Origin of the sequence: Mycolicibacter sinensis, assembly GCF_001667375.1 — a bacterium.
GTDB lineage: Bacteria > Actinomycetota > Actinomycetes > Mycobacteriales > Mycobacteriaceae > Mycobacterium > Mycobacterium sinense_A.
In genome coordinates this window covers 1-20,721 of the sequence record NZ_LZIN01000109.1, presented here as the reverse complement: position 1 = coordinate 20,721, position 20,721 = coordinate 1, and the positions used below count along the sequence as shown (strand labels likewise).

General features: G+C 69.6%; 18 protein-coding genes. 13 read left to right on the top strand and 5 right to left on the bottom strand.

Annotation, left to right across the window (positions count from 1 at the left end):
• Positions 1–112: 112 nt before the first annotated feature.
• The 5 genes from A5771_RS21515 to A5771_RS21495 are packed head-to-tail and all read right to left on the bottom strand — an operon-like array spanning position 113 to position 6,207.
• Complete coding sequence (locus A5771_RS21515) at positions 113–1,582, bottom strand: AMP-binding protein (protein WP_064857227.1); 1,470 nt, start codon at positions 1,580–1,582, stop codon at positions 113–115.
• A complete protein-coding gene (locus A5771_RS21510) occupies positions 1,579–2,352 on the bottom strand; it encodes an SDR family NAD(P)-dependent oxidoreductase (protein WP_064857226.1) in 774 nt (257 codons plus the stop codon). The genes A5771_RS21515 and A5771_RS21510 overlap by 4 nt, the downstream gene beginning before the upstream one ends.
• 2 nt (positions 2,353–2,354) lie before the next feature.
• Entirely contained in the window at positions 2,355–3,872 is a 1,518-nt protein-coding gene (locus tag A5771_RS21505) for an AMP-binding protein (protein WP_064857225.1), read from the bottom strand.
• Entirely contained in the window at positions 3,869–4,609 is a 741-nt protein-coding gene (locus tag A5771_RS21500) for a GntR family transcriptional regulator (protein WP_064857224.1), read from the bottom strand. The genes A5771_RS21505 and A5771_RS21500 overlap by 4 nt, the downstream gene beginning before the upstream one ends.
• Positions 4,606–6,207: an SMP-30/gluconolactonase/LRE family protein gene (locus A5771_RS21495; protein WP_064857223.1), complete on the bottom strand. Its 1,602-nt coding sequence runs from the start codon at positions 6,205–6,207 to the stop codon at positions 4,606–4,608. The genes A5771_RS21500 and A5771_RS21495 overlap by 4 nt, the downstream gene beginning before the upstream one ends.
• Positions 6,208–6,382: 175 nt before the next feature.
• On the opposite strand from A5771_RS21495, the gene A5771_RS21490 reads away from it, so the two are divergent.
• From A5771_RS21490 to A5771_RS21430, 13 genes are all read left to right on the top strand, one after another.
• Entirely contained in the window at positions 6,383–7,519 is a 1,137-nt protein-coding gene (locus A5771_RS21490) for a CaiB/BaiF CoA transferase family protein (protein WP_082947386.1), read from the top strand.
• The gene (locus tag A5771_RS21485; protein ID WP_064857222.1) at positions 7,516–8,688 is read left to right on the top strand and encodes an acyl-CoA dehydrogenase family protein; all 1,173 of its coding nucleotides are present in this window, start codon (positions 7,516–7,518) and stop codon (positions 8,686–8,688) included. Before A5771_RS21490 ends, A5771_RS21485 begins: the two co-directional genes overlap by 4 nt.
• A complete protein-coding gene (locus tag A5771_RS21480; RefSeq protein ID WP_064857221.1) occupies positions 8,685–9,602 on the top strand; it encodes an acyl-CoA dehydrogenase family protein in 918 nt (305 codons plus the stop codon). Before A5771_RS21485 ends, A5771_RS21480 begins: the two co-directional genes overlap by 4 nt.
• A complete protein-coding gene (locus A5771_RS21475) occupies positions 9,599–10,381 on the top strand; it encodes an enoyl-CoA hydratase/isomerase family protein (RefSeq protein WP_064857220.1) in 783 nt (260 codons plus the stop codon). Before A5771_RS21480 ends, A5771_RS21475 begins: the two co-directional genes overlap by 4 nt.
• On the top strand, positions 10,378–11,541 hold the full coding sequence (locus A5771_RS21470) for an acyl-CoA dehydrogenase family protein (protein WP_064857219.1): 1,164 nt from the start codon (positions 10,378–10,380) through the stop codon (positions 11,539–11,541). The genes A5771_RS21475 and A5771_RS21470 overlap by 4 nt, the downstream gene beginning before the upstream one ends.
• The gene (locus tag A5771_RS21465) at positions 11,538–12,545 is read left to right on the top strand and encodes an acyl-CoA dehydrogenase family protein (RefSeq protein WP_064857218.1); all 1,008 of its coding nucleotides are present in this window, start codon (positions 11,538–11,540) and stop codon (positions 12,543–12,545) included. Before A5771_RS21470 ends, A5771_RS21465 begins: the two co-directional genes overlap by 4 nt.
• Before the next feature lie 24 nt (positions 12,546–12,569).
• Positions 12,570–14,276 (top strand): thiamine pyrophosphate-binding protein, encoded by a 1,707-nt coding sequence (locus tag A5771_RS21460; RefSeq protein ID WP_064857217.1) that lies wholly within the window; start codon positions 12,570–12,572, stop codon positions 14,274–14,276.
• A 68-nt stretch (positions 14,277–14,344) separates the two neighbouring features.
• Positions 14,345–15,523, top strand: a complete 1,179-nt coding sequence (locus tag A5771_RS21455; protein ID WP_082947385.1) for an acyl-CoA dehydrogenase family protein — start codon at positions 14,345–14,347, stop codon at positions 15,521–15,523.
• Entirely contained in the window at positions 15,523–16,281 is a 759-nt protein-coding gene (locus A5771_RS21450; protein WP_064857215.1) for an SDR family NAD(P)-dependent oxidoreductase, read from the top strand. Before A5771_RS21455 ends, A5771_RS21450 begins: the two co-directional genes overlap by 1 nt.
• A complete protein-coding gene (locus A5771_RS21445) occupies positions 16,281–17,489 on the top strand; it encodes a CaiB/BaiF CoA transferase family protein (RefSeq protein WP_064857214.1) in 1,209 nt (402 codons plus the stop codon). Before A5771_RS21450 ends, A5771_RS21445 begins: the two co-directional genes overlap by 1 nt.
• Entirely contained in the window at positions 17,486–18,277 is a 792-nt protein-coding gene (locus A5771_RS21440; RefSeq protein ID WP_064857228.1) for an enoyl-CoA hydratase/isomerase family protein, read from the top strand. The genes A5771_RS21445 and A5771_RS21440 overlap by 4 nt, the downstream gene beginning before the upstream one ends.
• 15 nt (positions 18,278–18,292) lie before the next feature.
• The gene (locus tag A5771_RS21435; RefSeq protein WP_064857213.1) at positions 18,293–19,441 is read left to right on the top strand and encodes a thiolase family protein; all 1,149 of its coding nucleotides are present in this window, start codon (positions 18,293–18,295) and stop codon (positions 19,439–19,441) included.
• Between the two features lie 11 nt (positions 19,442–19,452).
• On the top strand, positions 19,453–20,601 hold the full coding sequence (locus tag A5771_RS21430) for an acyl-CoA dehydrogenase family protein (protein WP_064857212.1): 1,149 nt from the start codon (positions 19,453–19,455) through the stop codon (positions 20,599–20,601).
• Positions 20,602–20,721: the final 120 nt, after the last annotated feature.

Sequence of the window (20,721 nt, the reverse complement as noted above, 5' to 3'; positions counted from 1 at the left end):
ACCCTGCCCCGGACCGACCGGCGAACGCGCCCAATGGTGGTGGTACCAACCCTTCCAACCCCAACCACCACCGAACAACGCCAACTGACCATGTCGAACACAAACCACCGGCTCAGCCCAGCTGGGCGCGCAGCTCCCGTTTGAGCACCTTGCCGTAGCTGTTCTTGGGCAACGCGTCGACGAACTCGTAGCGTTTCGGGCGCTTGAACCGGGCGATGCGTTGCAGCAGATGGGCGTCCAGCTCGGCGGCGGAGGCATCGCCGACGACGAACGCGACCACGATCTCGCCCCACTCGGGATCCGGCGCGCCCACCACGCCGGCTTCGGAGACGCCGGGATGGTTCAGCAGCGCCTCCTCGACCTCGCGCGGATAGATGTTGCTGCCACCGCTGATCACCACGTCCTTCGAGCGGTCCCGCAGGGTGAGGTAGCCGCGGTCGTCGAAGGAGCCCTGGTCGCCGGTGAACAGCCAGCCGTCCTCGTTGATGGCCTCGGCGGTCGCGCCCGGGTTGTTCCAGTACCCGGCCATCACCACGTCGCCGCGGCAGACGATCTCGCCGACCTCGCCGGCCGGGGCGGGCGTGCCGTCCTCGCGCAACACCGCCACCTCCACACCAGAGCGCGGCCGGCCCACCGAAGCCAGGATCGCGTCGTCACCGGAATGGTCGGCGCGGCTCAGGCCGGTGATGGTCATCGGCGCCTCGCCCTGACCGTAGAGCTGGGCGAACACCGGCCCGAATGCGGCCAGCGCACGCTTGAGGTCCCCGAGGTACATCGGACCGCCACCGTAGATGATGGTGCGCAGGTGGCCCGGTCGCTCGCGTGCGGTGCGCACCAGACGCGCCACCATCGTCGGCGCCAGGAATGCGGTGGCGCCGTGGTGATGCCCGCACAGGTCGAGGAACTCGTCGGCGTCGAACGAGCCGGAGGCCGGCACCACCTGCCGCGCCCCGCGCAGCACGTAGGGCGCGATGTACAGGCCGGACCCGTGCGACATCGGGGCGCCGTGGATCAGGCTGCAGTCGGCGTCGGGGTCGTCGAGGTCGGCGAGGTGCGCCACCGTCATCGCCATCAGGTTGCGGTGGGTCAGCATCGCGCCCTTCGAGCGTCCGGTGGTGCCACTGGTGTAGAACAGCCACGCCAGCCGGGACGGATCCGGGTCGGGTGGTTTGGACGGCTCGTTGTGGAATCGCTCCAGATATTCGGCGCTGCCGAGGATTTCGACCGGGGTGTCGACGACCGCCGCCAGGTCGGGCGTCAGCGCCGGGGAGGCGAAGACCCAGGCCGCCCCGGCGTCGGAGATGATCTGGGCCATCTCCCGCGGGTGCAGCTTGTAGTTGAGTGGGACGACGACGCAGTCGGCCGCCCAGGTGGCGAACATCAGCTCGATGATCTCGGGCCGGTTCTCGCTGGCGATCGCGATCCGCGCGCCGGGTGCCACCGCCGCGCGCAGCGATGCCGCCAAGCGTCGGGCGCGATCGGCAAGCTCGGTCCAGGTATACAGTTGGCGCACACCGTGATACACCGCGCCGCGCTCGCCGAACCCGGACGCGGCCTGATCCAGACACGCGAACAGATTCACGGCTGAACCCAGTGGGAGTCGAGCCCGAAGTCCGAGAGATATTTGGTCGAGCTCCAGCCGCCGTCGACCACGATGGTCTGGCCGTTGATGAACGCACCCGCCTCCGAGCACAAAAAGGCGACGGTATTGGCGATGTCGTCCACCCGGCCCAGCCGCGGATAGGGCGTCATCTCGGTGTTGATCTTGCGGAATCGGGGGTCGTCGAGCCGTTTTTCGACCATCGGCGTCACGGTGACCCCGGGCGCCACCGCGTTGCACCGGATGCCCTGTGCGCCGTACTGGCAGGCGATGTGGGTGGTCAGTGCGGTCAGGCCGCCCTTGGCTGCGGAGTACGCCCCGCCGCGCAGCCCGCCGACCACCGCGAAGGTGGAGGTGACGTTGATGATCGCCGATCCGGGGCGCAGGTGAGGCAGCACGTCGCGCGCCAGCCGAAACGGTGCCCGCAGCATCAGGTTCAGGAAGTGGTCGAGTGATTCGTCGTCGGTTTCGTGCAGTGGTTTGGGGCTGCCGACACCGGCATTGTTGATCAGGAAGTCCACCCGGCCCCAGCGGGCCAGGGCGGCGTCGACGATTCGCGTGGGCGCGTCGGGGGCGGTCAGGTCGACGGCCACGGTGGCGATGCGATCGGGATCTGGCACCGCCGCCGCCAGCTCCGCCAACCGCTGTTCGTCACGTCCGGTCCCCAGCACCGCCATACCGTCCGCGGCAAGCTTTGTGGCGCAGCCGAATCCGATTCCACTGCTGGCGCCTGTCACGATCGCCACCTGCATGTTCACTCACCTGCCTTCGCCCGGGCCAGCACGGCCCGGATCTGCTGTTTGACGACCTTGCCGGCGTCGTTCTTCGGCAGTTCGTCCCAGATCTCCACCTGCTCGGGGGCCTTGAACACCGCGACACCCTGCGCGGTCAGCATGGCGCGCAGCTCCGCGACGCCGGGACCGGTGTCGCCGGCCGGAACGATCACCGCACAGGCCCGTTCCCCGGTGCGCGCATCGGGGATGCCGACGACCACGATCTCGGCGATTCCGGGATGGCCGGCCAGGATGTCTTCGACTTCGCGCGCAGAGATGTTCTCGCCGTTGCGGATGATGACGTCCTTGAGCCGGCCGGTGACCAGCAGATAATCGTCGTCGACCCAGCGGCCGAGATCGCCGGTGGCGAAATAGCCTTCGGCGTCCAAGCACTCGTCCTCGGGATGCTGATAACCCACCAGCATCTGCGGTCCACGGACATAGATCTCGCCTTCACCCGGCGGGGTCCCATGGTGGGCGACCAGCTTGATGTCGGCGATCCCGGCCCGGCCGTCGGTGTCGGCGGCGTAGCGAGCCTCACCGGCGCCGACCGCGCCCACGGTGCTGACCGGAACCTCGCTGGACCCGTATACCCGGGTGACGGCGGCGCCGTCGAAATAGCCGGCCGCTTCCCGGATCAACGAGGCCGGGACCGACGCGCCGCCGCAGACGAACAGCTTCAGGTCGGGCAGCCGGGTGCCGGCGCGCCGGGCGGCGGCCAGCAGCTGGGCGAGAAACGGTGTCGCCCCGGCCACATGCGTGCAGTGTTCGGCGAGCATGAGCTGCACGGCCGCCTCGGCGTCCCAGGTGTCCATCAGTACGGCGGTGGTCTCCAGCAGCAGCGGGGCTTCGAAGGCGTAGATCGACCCGCCGATGTGGGCGATCGGGGACGGCACCAGGAAGCGGTCACCCGGGTCGATCATCCAGTGCTGGGCCAGCTGCTCGATCAACGCGTTGATCGAACGATGACTGTGCAGCACGCCTTTGGCCCGGCCGGTGGTGCCCGAGGTGTACAGCAGCAGCCGGACCGCATCGGGATCGACGTGGGGCAGCGCGGTGTCGCCCCCGGGCGGCCCCGGGAAGTCGGTGCGGCCCGCGCGTACCAGCACCACCTCCGGCGGCTCGGCGATCGCGCCGGTCACCCGGGCCAGCATGCCCGCGTAGTCGTGGCCGCGAAAGCGCTGCGGTGCGAACAGCATTCGGCTGCCCGAGTCGGTGAGGATGAACGACAGTTCCGCCTCGCGCAGCGACGGCAGGATCGGGTTGACCACCATCCCGGCCAGGGTCGCGGCCAGATAGACGACGGCGGCCTCATGCCAGTTGGGCAGCATGAATGACACCACGCTGCCGGTCGGCATTTTGGCTGCCATCGCACCGGCCAGTGCCCGTGCCCGGGTGTCCAGCTCCCCGCAGGTCAGCCGGGTCTCGCCGTCGACGAGCAGCACGCGGCCGGGGTCCTGCGCGGCCGCTTCCGCGAGGGTGTCGCCCAGCGTTGTCACGGGCCGGGCTGTCCCGTCACCCGGTGCAGCGTCATCGAGTACCGGTAGTCGTCGCCGGCATGGGTGTTCACCGTCACCTGAGCGATCTCACCCTCGGAGGTGGTGTAGCTGCGTTGCATCTGCAGTGCGGCGGCGCCGGGTTCGACGGCCAGCTGTTCGGCGAGTTCTGCGGTGATGATCACCGCGCGGATGTGCTGGCGCACCTCGACGATGCTGACCCCGAACACATCCTCGATCAACGGGAAGATCGGACCGGAGTGGCGTTGCAGCAACCGGCCCACACCGGCGAAGGCCCGGTTGATGTAGTACTCGGTCCGGCAGATCGGCGCCGTCTGGTTCTCGGCTCGCCGATTGCCGCGCACCGCCAGCCAGTCGCTCCCCGCCGGCAGACCGGTGCGCGCGGCGACGTCGTCGTCATCGATGGTGATCATGGCGTTCGAGTCGATCTCGAACGAGGAGCCGGCCGCGAACGCGACCAGGTCGTCGATCGACACCACGTCGTGGGCGTAGCAGTTCGTCACGGTGCGGGGAATCACCACAGTGCCCGCCCGCGGCCGGGACACCACCAGGTTGTCCTCGCGCAGCCGCCGCAGCGCCTCGCGGACTGTGTAGCGGCTCACGGTGAACCGTTCGCACAGTTCGTGTTCGGTGGGCAGCTGAGAGCCGATCGGATACACCCCGTCGGCAATCTCTTTGCGCAGCACCCGCGCGACCTTCAGGTAGCGGTGATCGGTCACGGGTTCACCGGGTGTAGTGCCAGCACGCTGCCGTCCCCGTCGGCGGCGACGAACAGGGTGCCGTCGGCCCCGCGTGCGATTCCGGCGAACGGGCCCTGCGGTCCGGAGAACGGCGGCATGCCCTTGAGCGGTTTGGGCTGCACGCCCGGCGGCGGCCCGATCGGCAGCCCGTCGGCGAGCACCTGCCGCGTCCCGGTGTCGAGGTCGACGGCGAGAGCTTGGCGGGCGCCGGCGTCGACGATGTAGAGCCGGCGGCCGGCCGCCAGAATGCCTTGCGGGCAGGACAATCCGTCGACCACCGGCGTGACGCCGGCGCCCCCCCCCCCCCCCACCCGCCCGGCGCCGGATTCGGCCACCAGGTAGGCCCCGTCATCGGCGCGGACGATCCCGACCGGGCCCGCCAGCCCGGCGGCGAGTACCTCGACGGTGCCGTCGCCCACGCCCAGCACCCGGCCGGTGCCGAACTCGGTGACGACCACGCCGGCGGATCCCGCGGCCACCCCGTAGAGCTGGTCGAAGCCGTCGGCGAGCACCTCGCTGCGTGACTCGGCGGGCACGTAGCGGCTGACCTGCCCGCCGGAGGTGGTGACGACGAACTCGCCGGAGCCCAGCGCGGACACCCCGCGGATGAAGCCGGGATAGCCGGGCGTGAACAGCATTCCGAGCGTCCGCAGCTGCCCGCCCGGGCCGACCGCGTAGAAGTAGGTGCCGTCGGCGACGTAGAGGGTGCCGTTCTCGTCGACGGTGAGATCCAGCGGCCAGTTCAGGCCGCCGGGCAGCGCCGTGGACACGTCGCCGCCGGCGGCGATCCGGGTGATCTCGCCGCTGAAGTTGGAGACGAACAGCGCGCCGTCGACGAAAGTGCAGTTGTCCAGCCCGGGCGCCAGCTGCGCCAGCACGGTGCGCTCGCCGGTGCGCGGGTCGATGCGCAACACCGCACCGCTGGCCGCCTGGGTGGAGACGATGAAGCCCTGCGCGTCGAACTTCACCGAGTCGGGCACGCCCAGCTCGCCGGCAACCCGTTGCGGCACAGCATCATCGGCGTCCGGGTCGATCCGCCAGATCTCGTTGGCGGTCATCACCGGGAAGTACAACAGCCCGTCGGGGCCGACTTCCATGGCGTTGGGGGACGGCAGATTCTCGGCCAGGATGCGCTGGGCGCCGGTGGCCCGGTCGAGCTCCATCAGCCGCCCGCCGTCGCGGCATTCCCCGATGAACAGCCGGTCGCGATGCACGGTGATCCCGTTGGCGCAGGGCAGGTCGTCGCGCAGCACCCGGCCGCGTCCAGAGGTGTCGAGCACACTGACGCGGGCGTCCATCACCTCGGTGGCGTACAGGTTTCCGGCGCCGTCGAAGGCGACGTCGTCGGGCGCGACGACGTCCCCGCCGCGGGGGCTCACCGCGACCAGGTCCCCGGTGGCCACGTCCAGCGCACTGATCTGGCTGCCGGTCACCTGCGCGACGTAGACCCGGCCGTCCGGACCGGTCCGCAGGCCGTTGGCGCCGAACAGCCGGCTCGGGGCGGTGATCCGCTCCAGGCGCCAGCCCGCCGCGATCGCCGGACTGGTGCGGCCGTCACGGGAGAGCGGATCCGTCATGACTCCGGACGTTATCAAGCGTCCTTAGTCCAGACAATAGCTGGCGTAGATCGGCGCCGCGCCCTTGACGGGTGAATAAGCCCTGCGGAATAGTGTTCTGCAATACGCAGAACGGAGTAATTTGTCCGAACAATTGACGGCTGATGGCGCGGGGGAGGTCTCGGCGGGTGGTCCGCTGCGCGGGGTGCGGGTCATCGATCTGACGACGATGGTGATGGGCCCCTACTGCACGCAGATCATGGCCGACATGGGCGCCGACGTCATCAAGGTCGAGCCGCCCGAGGGTGACGCCACTCGCTACATCTCGGCGGGCCCGGCGCCGGACATGAGCGGGGTGTTCGTCAACGTCAACCGCGGCAAGCGTGGCATCGTGCTGGATCTGCGCACCGACGAGGGCAAAGCGCCGATGGCTGCGCTGATCGCAACCGCTGACGTGTTCATCCACTCGATGCGGGCCAAGGCGATCGCGAAGCTGGGGTTCGACTATCCCGCGGTGGCCGCCCTCAACCCGGGGATCGTCTACACCAATTGCTACGGCTATGGCCGGCGCGGACCGGACGGCGACCGCCCGGCCTATGACGACACCATCCAGGCCGAATGCGGGCTGCCCGCCGTGCAGCAGCAACTCACCGGGCGGGCCGACTACGTGGGCACCATCATGGCCGACAAGATCGCCGGGCTGACCGCCCTGTACGCCACGATGATGGCGCTGTTCCACCGGGAGCGCACCGGCCAGGGCCAGGAGGTCGAGGTCGCGATGTTCGAGACCATGGCCTCGTTCATGCTCGTCGAACACGCCAACGGCGCGATGTTCGACCCGCCCCTGGGCTCGGCCGTCTACCCCCGCACGGTGGCGCCCAACCGGCGGCCCTACGACACCAGCGACGGGCAGATCGCCGCGCTGATCTACAACGACAAACACTGGAACGCCTTCATCGACGCGGTGCAGCCGCCTTGGGCCTCTGCGCAATACGCCACCTTGGCGCAGCGGGCCCAGCGGATCGACACCGTCTACGGGCTGGTGGCCGAGACGATGAAGGAGCGCACCACCGCGCAGTGGCTGAAGTTGTTGCGCGAGCTCGAGATTCCGGCCGCCCCGCTGAACACCCCCGGCGATCTCTTCGACGACCCGCACCTCAACGCGGTCGGCTTGTTCGAGACCGTGGAAACCCCGAACGGCCCGGTGCGTTTCCCCGGCGTGCCCACCTGGCTGTCGGGTACCCCCGGCCGGGTCGCCGGCCCGGCGCCGGAGCTGGGGGCGCACACCACGGCGGTGCTCGCCGAACTCGGACTCGAGCAGGGCGCCTCATGACCCTGGACTTCGACATGGGCACCCGGGCCGGTGAGCTGCGCGGGCAGCTGCGCGAACTGATCCACCAGGAGCTGCCGGAGCGGTTTCCGGGCGCGTTCACCGACAATCCCACCGATCTGGCCGCCGCACAACGGTTCTGCCGGGTGCTGGCCGAGCGTGACCTGCTGTGCCTGTCCTGGCCGAAGGAGTTCGGCGGGGCGGACGCCTCGGTGTGGGAGCAGACCGTGGTCCGCGAGGAGATGTGGGCGCACCACGAACCACGCGGGGCGCAGTACATGGGGGTGAACTGGGTCGGGCCCATCATCATGCGGCACGGCACCCCCGAACAGCAGCGCCGACATCTACCGCCGATCGCGGCCGGCGAGGTGATTTGGTGTCAGGGGTTCTCCGAGCCCGAGGCCGGCTCGGACCTGGCGTCGCTGCGCACCACGGCCCGCCGGGATGCTTCCGACGGCTGGCTGATCAACGGCCAGAAGATCTGGACGTCGTATGCCACCATGGCGCAGTGGTGCTTCCTGCTGGCCCGCACCACCCGGGTGGGGGAGGGGGCGGTCACCAAAAAGCAGCAGGGCCTGACCATCTTCCTAGTGCCGATGGACAACCCGGCGATCCAGGTCCGGCCGATCGGCACCATGATGGGCCCGCATCACCTCAACGAGGTGTTCTTCGACGACCTGCGCGTCACCGACGCCGACGTGCTCGGCGCCGTCGACGCGGGCTGGTCGGTCGTGCAGGACGTGATGTCGTACGAGCGGGTGGGCATCGCCCGGTATGCGCGCTGCGAACGACTGCTGGCCGCCGCCCCGGACGCGCTCGGGCAGCGCTGGGAGACGCTGCCCGGCGAGCTGGTGGCCCGCTGGGTGCGGATGCTCACCCACTGCCGCCGCGCCCGGCTGTTGGCGTATCGCATTGTGGCGCTGCAGGACAGCGGACGCGTTGCGCCCGGCGACGCCGCCGCCTACCGGATCGCGGTCACCCGCCTGGACCAGGAAAGTGCGGAGGTGCTGATGGAGATCGCCGCCGAAGCGCCGGCCGGCGCGCAGGCGCAGTGGTTCCGCGCCGAGGTCGAAGACCACTGGCGCTACTCGCAGGCTGCCACCGTGTCGTCGGGAAGCATCGAGATGCAGCGCATCCTGCTCTCCCGTGCCCTGCTGGCGGCGCCGCGATGATCCTCGAACTCGGCGACGGCGCTGACGAATACGGGCGGGCGGCGCGGCGGGCGTTCGAAGCGGCCGGTGGCGACGATTTGGTAATGCGCGCCGACGCCGACCCGGCCGGGCGCGAACAACTGGTGGGGCCGATCCTGCAGGGGCTGGGCGCGTTCGACCTCAAGCCTCGTGCCGATGCCGACGAACTCGAAGCCGCGGCCGCGCTGTGCCGCAGCGCCGGTTACTGGGCGCTGCCCTATCCGCTGGCCGAACGTCTCGCTGTGCCCGCTGATCTGGACGCGGACGGTCTGATCGTGGTCGACGAGCAGGCCCCGGCCGGCGCGGTGGCCGGACTGTCCAAGCGGTGGGCCGCGGTCACCCTGGCCGGAGTGCGCAGCACCGTGGTGGCGCAGTCCGCTGCCGGGCCGGCTCTGGTGGCCGAGCTGACGCTGACCGAGATCGACGCCCACGGTGCCGACGATGTGGCACTGGCTCTGGTGCTGCCGTGCTGGACACTGCTGGGGATGCTGGATCGGGCGCTGGATCTGACGATCGCCCATGTGCGGCTGCGGGAACAGTTCGGCCAGCCGCTGGCCAAGTTCCAGGGCGTGCAGTTCCAGCTGACCGACGCCGAGGTAGAACGCAGCGGGCTGGACATGCTGGCCAAGTACGCGCTGTGGAGCATCGCGGCCGGGCGCCCCGACGCGGTCGCCGACGCCCTGGCGCTGCGCTCGGCGGCCCTGGACGCCGCCGAGGTGGTGTTCCGGGTCTGCCATCAGCTGCACGGTGCGGTCGGGTTCTGCGACGAGACGGCGCTGTCCTGGTTGTCGCGCTACAGCCAGCCGCTGCGCCGGTTGCCGTGGTGTCTCTCGGCGACCCGGGAGCGGCTGGTCAGTCGCACCGGCCGCGCCGGATTGGCGGGCCTGTACTCATGACATACGAGCTGCCGCGCGAGATCACGGTGACCGGCGACGGGCCGGTGCGCACCGTGACGATCAACCGCCCAGAGGAGCTCAACAGCGTCAACGCGGGCCTGCACGCCGGTCTGGCCAACGTGTGGCGGCAGCTGGCCGCCGACAAGGCGATCCGGGTGGTGGTGCTCACCGGCGCCGGGCGGGCCTTCTCTGCGGGCGGTGACCTGAACTGGATCACCAGCTTCCTCGACGACCAAGTGGCACGCGACGAGAGCATCCGCGAAGGCGCTGCGATCGTCGAGGAGATGCTGCGCTTCCCGCTGCCGATCATCGCGGCGGTCAACGGCCCCGCGGTCGGACTGGGCTGCAGCGTGGCGCTGCTCTGCGACATCGTATTGATCTCGGAGGCAGCCTATTTCGCCGACCCGCACGTCGCGGTCGGGCTGGTGGCCGGCGACGGCGGCGCCGCACTGTGGCCGTTGCTCACCCCGATCCTGCGGTCGCGCGAATACCTCTACACCGGCGACCGGATCGACGCCGCCACCGCCGTGGAACTCGGACTGGCCAGCCGCCGCATCGCACCCGAAGAGCTGTTGCCGCAGGCACATCAGCTGGCCGAGCGGCTGGCCGCCGAGCCGCCCGAGGCGCTGCAAGGCACCAAGCGGGTGGTCAACATGTACCTGTCGCAGGTGCTGGCCGGCCCCCTGCAGGCCGGGTTCGCCGCCGAGGTGGCCACCATGAAGACACCTGAGCACCGGGAGCGCCTGCTGGCCTTGCAGAAGCGGTCGGCCGGGCGATGACCGAAGCTGCCGATTTCCGCGCGCACGTGCGCCAGTGGTGCGCCGACAACATCCCGGCGGACTGGCGCCGCACCCAAACCGGGGTTGAAGAACAGGAGTTCGCCGACTTCCAGCGCAGCTGGTTTGCCACCTTGCACAGCGCCGGGTTCGCGGTTCCGCACTGGCCGCGGGAGTGGGGCGGCGGCATGTCGGTGGCCGATCAGGCCGTGCTGTACCAGGAGCTAGCGGCGCACGACGCGCCGCGGCTGGTGCTGGCGTTCGTCGGCATCCACCATGCGGCGGCCACCCTGCTGGTTGCCGGCACCGAGGAGCAGCGCCGGCGGCATCTGCCGGCGATCTGCGACGGCGAGATCTGGGTGCAGGGCTTCTCCGAACCCGAGGCCGGCTCGGATCTGGCGTCGCTGCGTACCTCCGCGCGCCGGGTGGGCGACGGCTACGTGGTTAATGGCCAGAAGCTGTGGGCCAGCGGCGCGAGCCACGCCCAGTGGTGTCTGCTGCTGGCTCGCACCGACCCGGACGCCCCCAAGCGCAAGGGCATCTCATATTTCCTGCTGGACATGGCCAGCCCCGGCGTGCAGGTGCGGCCGATCCGCAACGCCGTGGGCGACCAGCACTTCTGCGAGATCTTCCTCGACGACGTGGTGATCCCGGCGGCCAACCTGATCGGCGAAGAGAACGCCGGATGGCAGGTCGCGCAGGCGACCCTGGGCGCCGAACGGGGCATGACCATGCTCGAGCTGGCCGAGCGGCTGAGCTGCGCGGGTTTCCGCTGGCTGCTCGAGGCCGCCCCGACCGACGACCCGGTGGTCGCCGACAAATTGGCGCAGCTGGAAACCGAGATCACCGGCCTGCGAGCGGTGTGCCGGCAGTTGGTGCGCGACGTCGAGGCCGGCACGGCCGGGCCGGCCGACGCCTCGATCGTGAAGCTGTTCTACAGCGAACTGCTGCAGCGCCTCACCGATTTCGGCGCCGAGATCGGTGGGCTGGCCGCGCACACCGCACTGGCCAAACCGTTGTCCAGCGGCTGGGAATCCGGATCGTGGGTGCTGGACTTCATCGGCTCCTGGGAGTGGACCATTCCCGGCGGCTCCAGCGAGATCCAGCGCACCATCATCGGAGAACGCGGCCTGGGGCTACCGCGAGAGCCGAGCGTGCCATGACGACAACGGATTTCGCCGAACTTCACAACGAGCTGCGGGCGGTCGCCGCCGACGTACTGGCCCGGGGGCGGGATACGGAATGGGCGACGCTGGTCGACGCCGGGTGGGTCGGACTCGAGGTCGCCGACGCGCTGGGCGGGGCCGGCGCGACGTTCGCCGAAGTCGCGGTGCTCTGCGAAGAACTGGGCCGGGCCGCCGCGGCCACGCACTATCTAGGCGGCGCCGTGCTGTCTATCGGTGTGCTGAACGCACTGCAGCACAGCGATGTTCGTGACGAACTGCTCGACGACGTCGCAGTTGGCCGACTAAGGCTGGCGGTGGCCGACGGAGCGTTCACCGTCTCGGCCGACCGACGGCTGACCGGGCGCGCCGAGTTCGTGCCGGACGCCGACGGCGCCGACCGACTGCTGGTGCTGGCCACCGATCACACCGGCACCGAAGTCGTCGTGGTCGCTGACGATCTCACCGTCACACCGCAACCGGTGCTCGACGAGACGCGTGCCGTGGCCACCGTGGCCGCCGACGGGATCGAGGTTCCCGAGCCGCTGCAATTCGCCGATCCGCACGGGATCCAGGACGTGCGCAACCGGGCCGCACTCGCGGTGGCCTGCGACAGCCTCGGCCTGGCCGAGGCGATGCTGGCCGCGACGGTTTCCTATGCGCAGACGCGCCGGCAGTTCGGCCGTCCGATCGGATCCTTCCAGGCCGTCAAGCACGCCTGCGCAGACATGCGGGTCGCAGTCGCGGTGGCACGCGCCCTGGTGCGCGAGGCCGTAGAAGCAGTGGTAGCCGACAACTCCGAGTCCGACACCGCGGTCGCGATGGCGAAGTCCTACACCTGCGGTGCGGCCGTCGACGTGGTCGGCAAGGCCATGCAGCTGCACGGCGGCATCGGCTACACGTGGGAGAGCGGCATCCACGTCTACCTCAAACGCGCCGTCTTCAACCGGTCGCTGTTCGGGTCACCGGCAGCGCACCGGCAACGTCTCGCTCAACGGTATTAACAAGCAGAACAAGGAGTTTCGATCGTGGGTGTACCCGTTTACCGCCGGATACTGGAATTGTTCGAGGCCGAGGGCGTCAACACGCTGTTCGGCATCCCCGACCCCAACTTCGTGCACATGTTCGTCGAGGCCGAACAGCGCGGCTGGTCGGTGGTGGCCCCGCACCACGAGGAGAGCGCCGGATTCATGGCCGAGGCGGCGTCGCGGATGACCGGCCGGCCCGGGCTGTGCATCGGCACCCTGGGGCCGGGGGTGGCCAACATCGCCGGGGCGATGATGTGCGCGAAGGTGGAGAACTCGCCGGTGGTGTTCCTGGGCGGCCAGCGGGCCCGCATCACCGAACGGCGGGTGCGGCGCGGACGCATCCAATTCGTCCGCCAAGAAGAGCTTTTCGCGCCGTCGGTGAAGTACAGCGCGTCGATCGAGTACGCCGACCAGACCGATGAGATCGTGCACGAGGCCATCCGGCGCGCCATGTCCGGCACGCCCGGGCCGGCCTACATCGAATACCCGTCGCACGTGATCCTCGAAGAGCTCGACGTCGCCGCCCCGCCGGAGCCGCACCGCTACCGGCTGGTCAACCAGCGGGCCGGTGCCGCCGAACTCGCCGAAGCCGTCGAACTCATCCGCGATGCGGCCAACCCGATTCTGCTGGTGGGCCACGGCGTGCACACGTCGCGCAGCGGAGCGGCGGTCGCCGAGCTCGCCGAGCTGATGGCCTGCCCGGTGATCCAGACCTCCGGCGGCACCGCGTTCATCCCCGGGCTGGAAGATCGCACCTTCCCCTACGGGTTCTCGCAGTCGGCGGTCGAGGCGGTGGCGGCCTCGGATGTCTGCGTGGCGCTGGGCACCGAACTGGGCGAGCCGGTGCACTACGGCACCACCCGGCACTGGGCAGAGAAGAACGCCGACCGCAAGTGGATCTACGTCGAGCAGGACCCGCTGGCGATCGGGGTGAACCGGCCGATCGACGTGCCGCTGGTGGGAGACCTGCGCGGCGTCGTACCGCAGTTGGTGGAGGCGCTGCGGGACAGCGCCCGCACGCGGCCGGCCGAGCTGGACCGGTGGATCCGCCAGGACGCCGAGCAGTTGGCCGAGCTGGCCGAGACCGCTCCGGCGGGTCGTTCCCCGGTGCATCCGGCCCGCTACGTGGTCGAGGCCACCAAGGCGTTTCCCGCCGACGGCATCATGGTCCGCGACGGCGGCGCCACCGTCATCTTCCAGTGGACCTATTCGCAGGCCAAGCCGCACGACGTGATGTGGAACCAGAACTTCGGCCACCTCGGCACCGGGCTGCCGTATGCGGTGGGCGCCTCGGTCGCCGAAGGCGGCAAGCGCCCGGTGATGCTGCTGACCAGTGACTCGGCGTTCCTGTTCCACATCGCCGAGCTGGAGACCGCGGCCCGGCTGGGGCTGCCGCTGGTCTGCGTGGTCGGGGTCGATCACCAGTGGGGCCTGGAGGTCGGGGTGTACAAGCGAACCTTCGAGCAACCCTCGCCGCAGCCGGGGGTGCATTGGAGCAAGGACGTCCGGTTCGACAAGATCGCCGAGGGCATGGGCTGTCACGGGGAATACGTGCAGGACGAGGCGGAGATCGGACCGGCGATCAAACGGGCCTACGCCGCCGGCGGCACCGCGGTGATCCACGTGTGCATCGACCCCAAGGCCAACTCCGAGGAGATGCCCAACTACGCCGAGTTCCGCACCTGGTATGCCGAAGGGACCCAATAAACGAGAATGCTATTCTCGTTTCCGGCTAATGAACGTCCACGAGGGGTGCTGATGGGCTGGAGGAGATCATGTCCGGCGGAATGAGCTTCGAGCTGACCGAGGACCAGCAGCTGATCCGGCAGTCGGTCGCCGAACTGGCGGCGAAGTTCGACGACCACTACTGGATGACCAAGGACCAGGCACACGAATTCCCGCGCGAGTTCTACGACGCCATCGCCGGCGGCGGTTGGCTGGGCATGACCATCCCCGAGGAGTACGGCGGCCACGGGCTGGGCATCACCGAGGCCACCATCTTGGCCGAGGAAGTGGCCCGGTCCGGCGGCGGCATGAACGCCGCCAGCGCGATCCATCTGTCGATCTTCGGCATGCAGCCGGTCGTGGTCTTCGGCTCGGATGAGATGAAAGCCGAAACCCTGCCCCGCATCGTCAGCGGCGATCTGCACGTGTGCTTCGGCGTCACCGAACCGACCGCGGGCCTCGACACCTCGCGTATCACCACCTTCGCCAAGCGTGACGGCAGCGACTATGTGGTCAACGGGCGCAAGGTGTGGATCTCCAAAGCCCTTGAATCCGAGAAGATCCTGCTGCTGACCCGCACCACCCCGCGAGACGAGGTAGCAAAACCCACCGACGGCCTCACCCTGTTCCTCACCGACATCGACCGCGACCACGTCGACATCCGGCCTATCACCAAAATGGGCCGAAACGCGGTGTCGTCCAACGAGGTTTTCATCGACGACCTGCGAGTACCGGCCGAACACCGGATCGGTGAAGAGGGCAAGGGGTTTTCCTACATCCTGCACGGGCTCAACCCGGAGCGCATGCTCATCGCCGCCGAGGCCCTCGGCATCGGCCGGGTCGCGCTGGACCGTGCGGTCAAGTACGCCAACGAGCGCGTGGTGTTCGACCGGCCGATCGGCATGAACCAGGGCATCCAGTTCCCGCTCGCCGACTCGCTGGCCCGGCTGGACGCCGCCGAGTTGATCCTGCGCAAGGCCACCTGGCTCTACGACAACAACGAGCCCTGCGGCCGGGAAGCCAACATGGCCAAATACCTGTGTGCCGACGCCGGTTTCGCGGCAGCCGACCGCGCGCTGCAGACCCACGGCGGCATGGGCTACTCGGAGGAATACAACATCTCCCGGTTCTTCCGGGAGTCCCGCCTGATGAAGATCGCACCGGTCAGCCAGGAGATGATCCTGAACTTCCTCGGCTCGCACGTGCTCGGACTGCCGAGGAGTTACTGATGGCCGGCTACTTCGACCTGGGCGGCCGAAGCGCGGTGGTGACCGGGGCGGCCGGCGGTATCGGGTCGGCGGTCGCGACCGCGCTGGCCGAAGCCGGGGCCGCGGTGCTGGTCACCGACATCGACGGTGACGCGGCCGCTGAAGTGGCCGAGCGGATTTCGGCGTCCGGGCACCGGGCTGCGGCCACCACGCTGGATGTGGCCGACCGGGACTCCGCCGACGCGGCCGCCAGCAAGGCCGCCGAGCTGGCCGACGGAAAGATCCACATCTTGATCAACAACGCCGGCGTGACCCGCCCGGCGATGTTCGAGAAACTCAGCGCCGAGTCGATGCGGCTGCTGCTGGACGTGCACACCGTCGGCGCGTTCAACTGCACCCAGGCGGTGCTGCCCTACGTTCCGACCGACGGCACCGGGCGCATCGTCAACGTGACCTCGGCCGCCGGGCTGACCGGCACCCTCGGGCAGGTCAACTACTCGGCCGCCAAGGCCGCGCTGATCGGCTTCACCAAGTCGCTGGCCCGCGAGCTGGCCACCAAGCGGATCTGCGTCAACGCGCTGGCGCCGCTGGCGGCCACCCCGATGACCGAGACGATCCGCACCAACGAGAAATTCGCCGCCAACATGATGAACCGCATCCCGATGAAGCGCTGGGCCGAGCCCAGCGAGGTCGCGGGCGCATTCGTCTTCATGGCCTCCGACGCCGCCTCCTATGTCACCGGGCAGGTGCTGCCGGTGGACGGTGGCATGGTGATGTGATGCCCCAACAGTCAGCCGCACCGCTGGCGGGCGTCACCGTGGTGGCCCTGGAACAGGCGGTGTCGGCACCGATGTGCACCCGCGCCCTGGCCGACTTCGGCGCCCGCGTCATCAAGGTGGAGAATCCCGACGGCGGCGACTTCGCCCGCTACTACGACGACGTCGTCAACGGGCAAGCCGCGCACTTCGTCTGGGTCAACCGCGGCAAGGAGTCGGTCACCCTCGACCTGAAAAGCGATGCCGGACGCGATATTCTGCACCGGCTACTCGACCGCGCCGACGTGCTGGTGTCCAACCTCGCACCCGGTGCCACTGCCCGGCTGGGCCTGTCCCCTCCAGACGTGGCGCGCCGGCACCCGAACGTGATCGCGGTCGAGATCGACGGCTACGGCAGCGGGGGACCGTTGTCGCACAAGCGCGCCTACGACCTGCTGGTGCAGGCCGAGTCCGGGGTGTGCTCGGTGACCGGCAACCCGGGCGCCCCGGCCAAACCGGGCCCGCCGGTGGCCGACGTGACCAGCGGCCTGTACTCGGCGCTGTCGATCATGGCGCTGCTGGTCGGCCGAGACCGCAGCGCGCCGGCACCGTCGATCACCGTGAGTCTGTTCGACACGATGGCCGAGATGATGGGCTACCACCTGACCTACGCGCGGCACTCCGGAATCGACCAGCAGCCACTGGGTATGAGCTCACCGGCGGTGGCGCCCTACGGCGCCTACCCGACCGCCGACGGGCACACCGTGGTGCTGGGCACCACCAACGACCGGGAGTGGCAGCGGCTGGCCCGCGAACTGCTGGGCCGCAACGACCTGGCCGACGATCCGCGCTTCGCCGGAAACGCCGCCCGGGTTGCGCACCGGCCGATCCTGGACGAGGCGATCGCGGATTGGTGCGCCCGCCACGACCTGGCCAAGATCCAGGATGCCGCCGATGCCGCCGGAATCGGCAACGCCCGCTACAACACCCCCAGCGATGTATTGGCCCACCCGCAGCTCGCCGAGCGCGACCGGTGGCGCTCTATCGACACCCCCGCCGGACCGATCCCGTCGTTGCTGCCGCCGCCGGTCATCGCCGGCTACCAGCCCCCGATGGGCGCGGTGCCGGGGCTGGGCGAGCACACCGACGCGGTGCTGGGCGAGCTGGGTTTCACCGACACCGACATCGCCGCGCTGCGCGGTCAGGGGGCGATCGGGCAGGCTGGCAGCTGATGTCCCCCGACGACCCGGTACTGCTGCGCAGCGATCGCGACGGCGTGCGCACCCTCACCCTGAACCGGCCCGCCCGCAAGAACGCGATCAACCCGCAGCTGTGGCGGGCGCTGCGGGATGCGTTGCGCGAGGCCGCCGACGACCGCGACCTGCGCGCTCTGATCATCACCGGCGCCGGCGGCGCGTTCTGCTCGGGTGCGGACATCGGTACACCCGACGAGGTTCACCCGGTGGAGAAGCTGCAACGCCTCACCGACGTCGCGCTGGCCCTGCACGAGCTGTCGGTGCCGACCATCGCGAAAGTAGCCGGGGTGGCGGTCGGGGCGGGCTGGAACCTGGCCCTGGGCTGCGACCTGGTGGTCGCGACGCCGGAATCGACGTTCTGCCAGATCTTCTCGAAGCGGGGACTCTCGATCGACCTGGGCGGATCGTGGTTGCTGCCCAAGATCGCCGGCCTTCAGCAGGCCAAGCGGCTGGCGCTGTTGGCCGAGACCATCGACGCCGCCGAAGCCCAGGCGCTGAACCTGGTGACCTGGGTGGTGGAGGCCGAGGAGATCGACGGGTTCGTCGACGACCTCGCCGAGAAGTTGGCGGCCGGCCCGCCGCGGGCACTGGCGCAGGCCAAAGCGCTGCTCAACCAGGGGGCCGACACCACCCTGCCGGCCGCCCTGATGAACGAATCACGCGCCCAGATAGTCAATTTCGCGGGCACCGACGCCGCGGAAGCCTATGCGGCGTTCGCCGAGAAGCGCACCCCGCGCTTCACCGGCGGGTGGCCGGCCAAGTAGATCGGAGTAGTTCAGATGACACAGGCGGTAATCGTCGGGGCGGTGCGCACTCCGGTCGGCAAGCGCAACGGCGGGCTGGCCGGGATGCACGCCGCGGACCTGTCCGCGCTGGTGCTCAACGAATTGATGCAGCGCACCGGTGTCGACCCCGACGCCGTCGACGACGTGGTGTGGGGCTGTGTGTCGCAGGTCGGCGACCAGTCCAGCAATATCGGGCGCTACGCCGTGCTGGCCGCGGGCTGGCCCGAGACCATCCCGGGCACCACGGTCAACCGGGCCTGCGGGTCCAGCCAGCAGGCCCTCGACTTCGCCGTACACGCGGTGATGTCGGGGCAACAGGATGTCGTCGTCGCCGGCGGCGTCGAGGTGATGAGCCGGGTGCCGCTGGGTGCGGCCCGGGCCACCGGCGAGCCCTACGGGCCCAAAGCCCTTGCCCGCTATGACGGTTTCGCCTTCAACCAGGGCGTGTCGGCGGAGATGATCGCGCAGCGCTGGGATTTGTCCCGCACCCGCCTCGACGAGTATTCGGTGCAGTCGCATCAGCGGGCGGCGGCCGCCCGCGGCAGTGGCGTGTTCGACGAGCAGATCGTGGCGGTGACCACCGACGACGGCACCGTCGTCGACGCCGACGAGGGCGTGCGCCCGGGCAGCACCGTCGAGCGGCTGGCCGGGCTCAAGCCGGCCTTTGCCGACGATGGGGTCATCCATGCGGGCAACTCCTCGCAGATCTCCGACGGCGCCGCAGCGCTTTTGGTGATGAGCGAGGACGAGGCCGCCCGCCGCGGCCTGACTCCGCTGGTGCGCTACACCGCCGGCGCGGTGACCGGAGCCGACCCGGTGCTGATGCTCACCGGACCCATCCCGGCCACCGAGAAGGTGCTCAAGCGCGCCGGGCTGCGCCTGGACGACATCGGCGTGTTCGAGGTCAACGAGGCGTTCGCGCCGGTGCCGCTGGCCTGGCAGGCCGAGACCGGTGCCGACGAGAAGCTGCTCAACCCGGTCGGCGGAGCGATCGCCCTTGGCCATCCGCTCGGCGCGTCCGGTGCGGTGCTGATGACCCGGATGATTCACCACATGCGCGACAACGGGATTCGCTACGGGCTGCAGACCATGTGCGAGGGCGGCGGCACCGCCAACGCCACCATCGTCGAGCTGATCGGTTAGGGGCGTCGGGCATGCAGCGCACCCTGTTCACCGAAGACCATGAGGCGTTTCGGGCCCTGGCCCGCGACTTCGTCGACAAGCACGTGGTGCCCGAATATCCGCAGTGGGAGAAAGCCGGCCGGATGCCGCGCGCGGTCTTCGAACACCTGGGCTCGCTGGGGATGCTCGGCATGGCGATCCCCGAGGAGTACGGCGGCGGGGGCGCGGACGACTACCGCTACAACGTGGTGCTGCAGGAGGAGGCGGCGCGCGCTTTGGTGACGCTCTCCACGGTGCGCACCCAGCTCGAGGTGATCCTGCCGTACTTCCTGCATTACGCCAACGACGAGCAGCGGGCGCGCTGGTTTCCCGGGCTGGCGGCCGGCACGCTGCTGACCGCGATCGCGATGACCGAGCCCGGCACCGGGTCGGATCTGGCCGGGATGCGCACCACCGCGGTGCGTGACGGCGACGACTACATCCTCAACGGCGCCAAGACGTTCATCACCGGAGGCATCCAGGCCGATCTGGTGATCGTGGTGGCGCGCACCTCCACCGACCCCGATAACCGTCGCCGCGGGCTGACCCTGCTGGTGGTCGAGGACGGCATGCCCGGATTCGAACGGGGCCGCGAACTGGACAAGATGGGCTGCAAGGTCCAAGACACCGCTGAGCTGTCCTTCGCCGACGTCCGGGTTCCGGTGACCAACCGGCTGGGGGCCGACGGCGAGGCGTTCAGCTACCTGGGCCACAACCTGGCCCAGGAACGGCTCACCGTCGCCGTCGGGTCGGTCGCCCAGTCCCGCTCGGCGCTGGCCGCCACCATCGACTACGTCAAGAACCGCAACGTGTTCGGTTCCCCGGTCGCGTCGTTCCAGAACACCAAGTTCGAGCTGGCCGCGGTCTCCACCGAGATAGAGGCCGCCCAGTGCATGCTGGACCGGGCGGTCCTCGAACACGTCGAGGGCGAGCTGTCGGCGGCCGATGCCGCGCGGGTGAAGCTGTTCTGCACCGAGATGCAGGCCCGGGTGATCGACCGGTGTCTGCAGCTGTTCGGCGGCTACGGCTACATGATGGAATATCCGATCGCGCGGCTCTACACCGATGCCCGAGTGGCCCGGATCTATGCCGGGACCAGCGAGGTCATGAAGATGATCATCGCCAAGTCGCTGGGGCTATAGGCCGCCGCCGGGGGGGGGGGGGGGGGGGGGGGGGGGCGGGCGCGGGGGCCCCCCCCCCCGGCCCGGGCGGGGGGGGGCGGGGATATATTTTTATTGTGGGGGGTGGGCACAGCAAAAAAA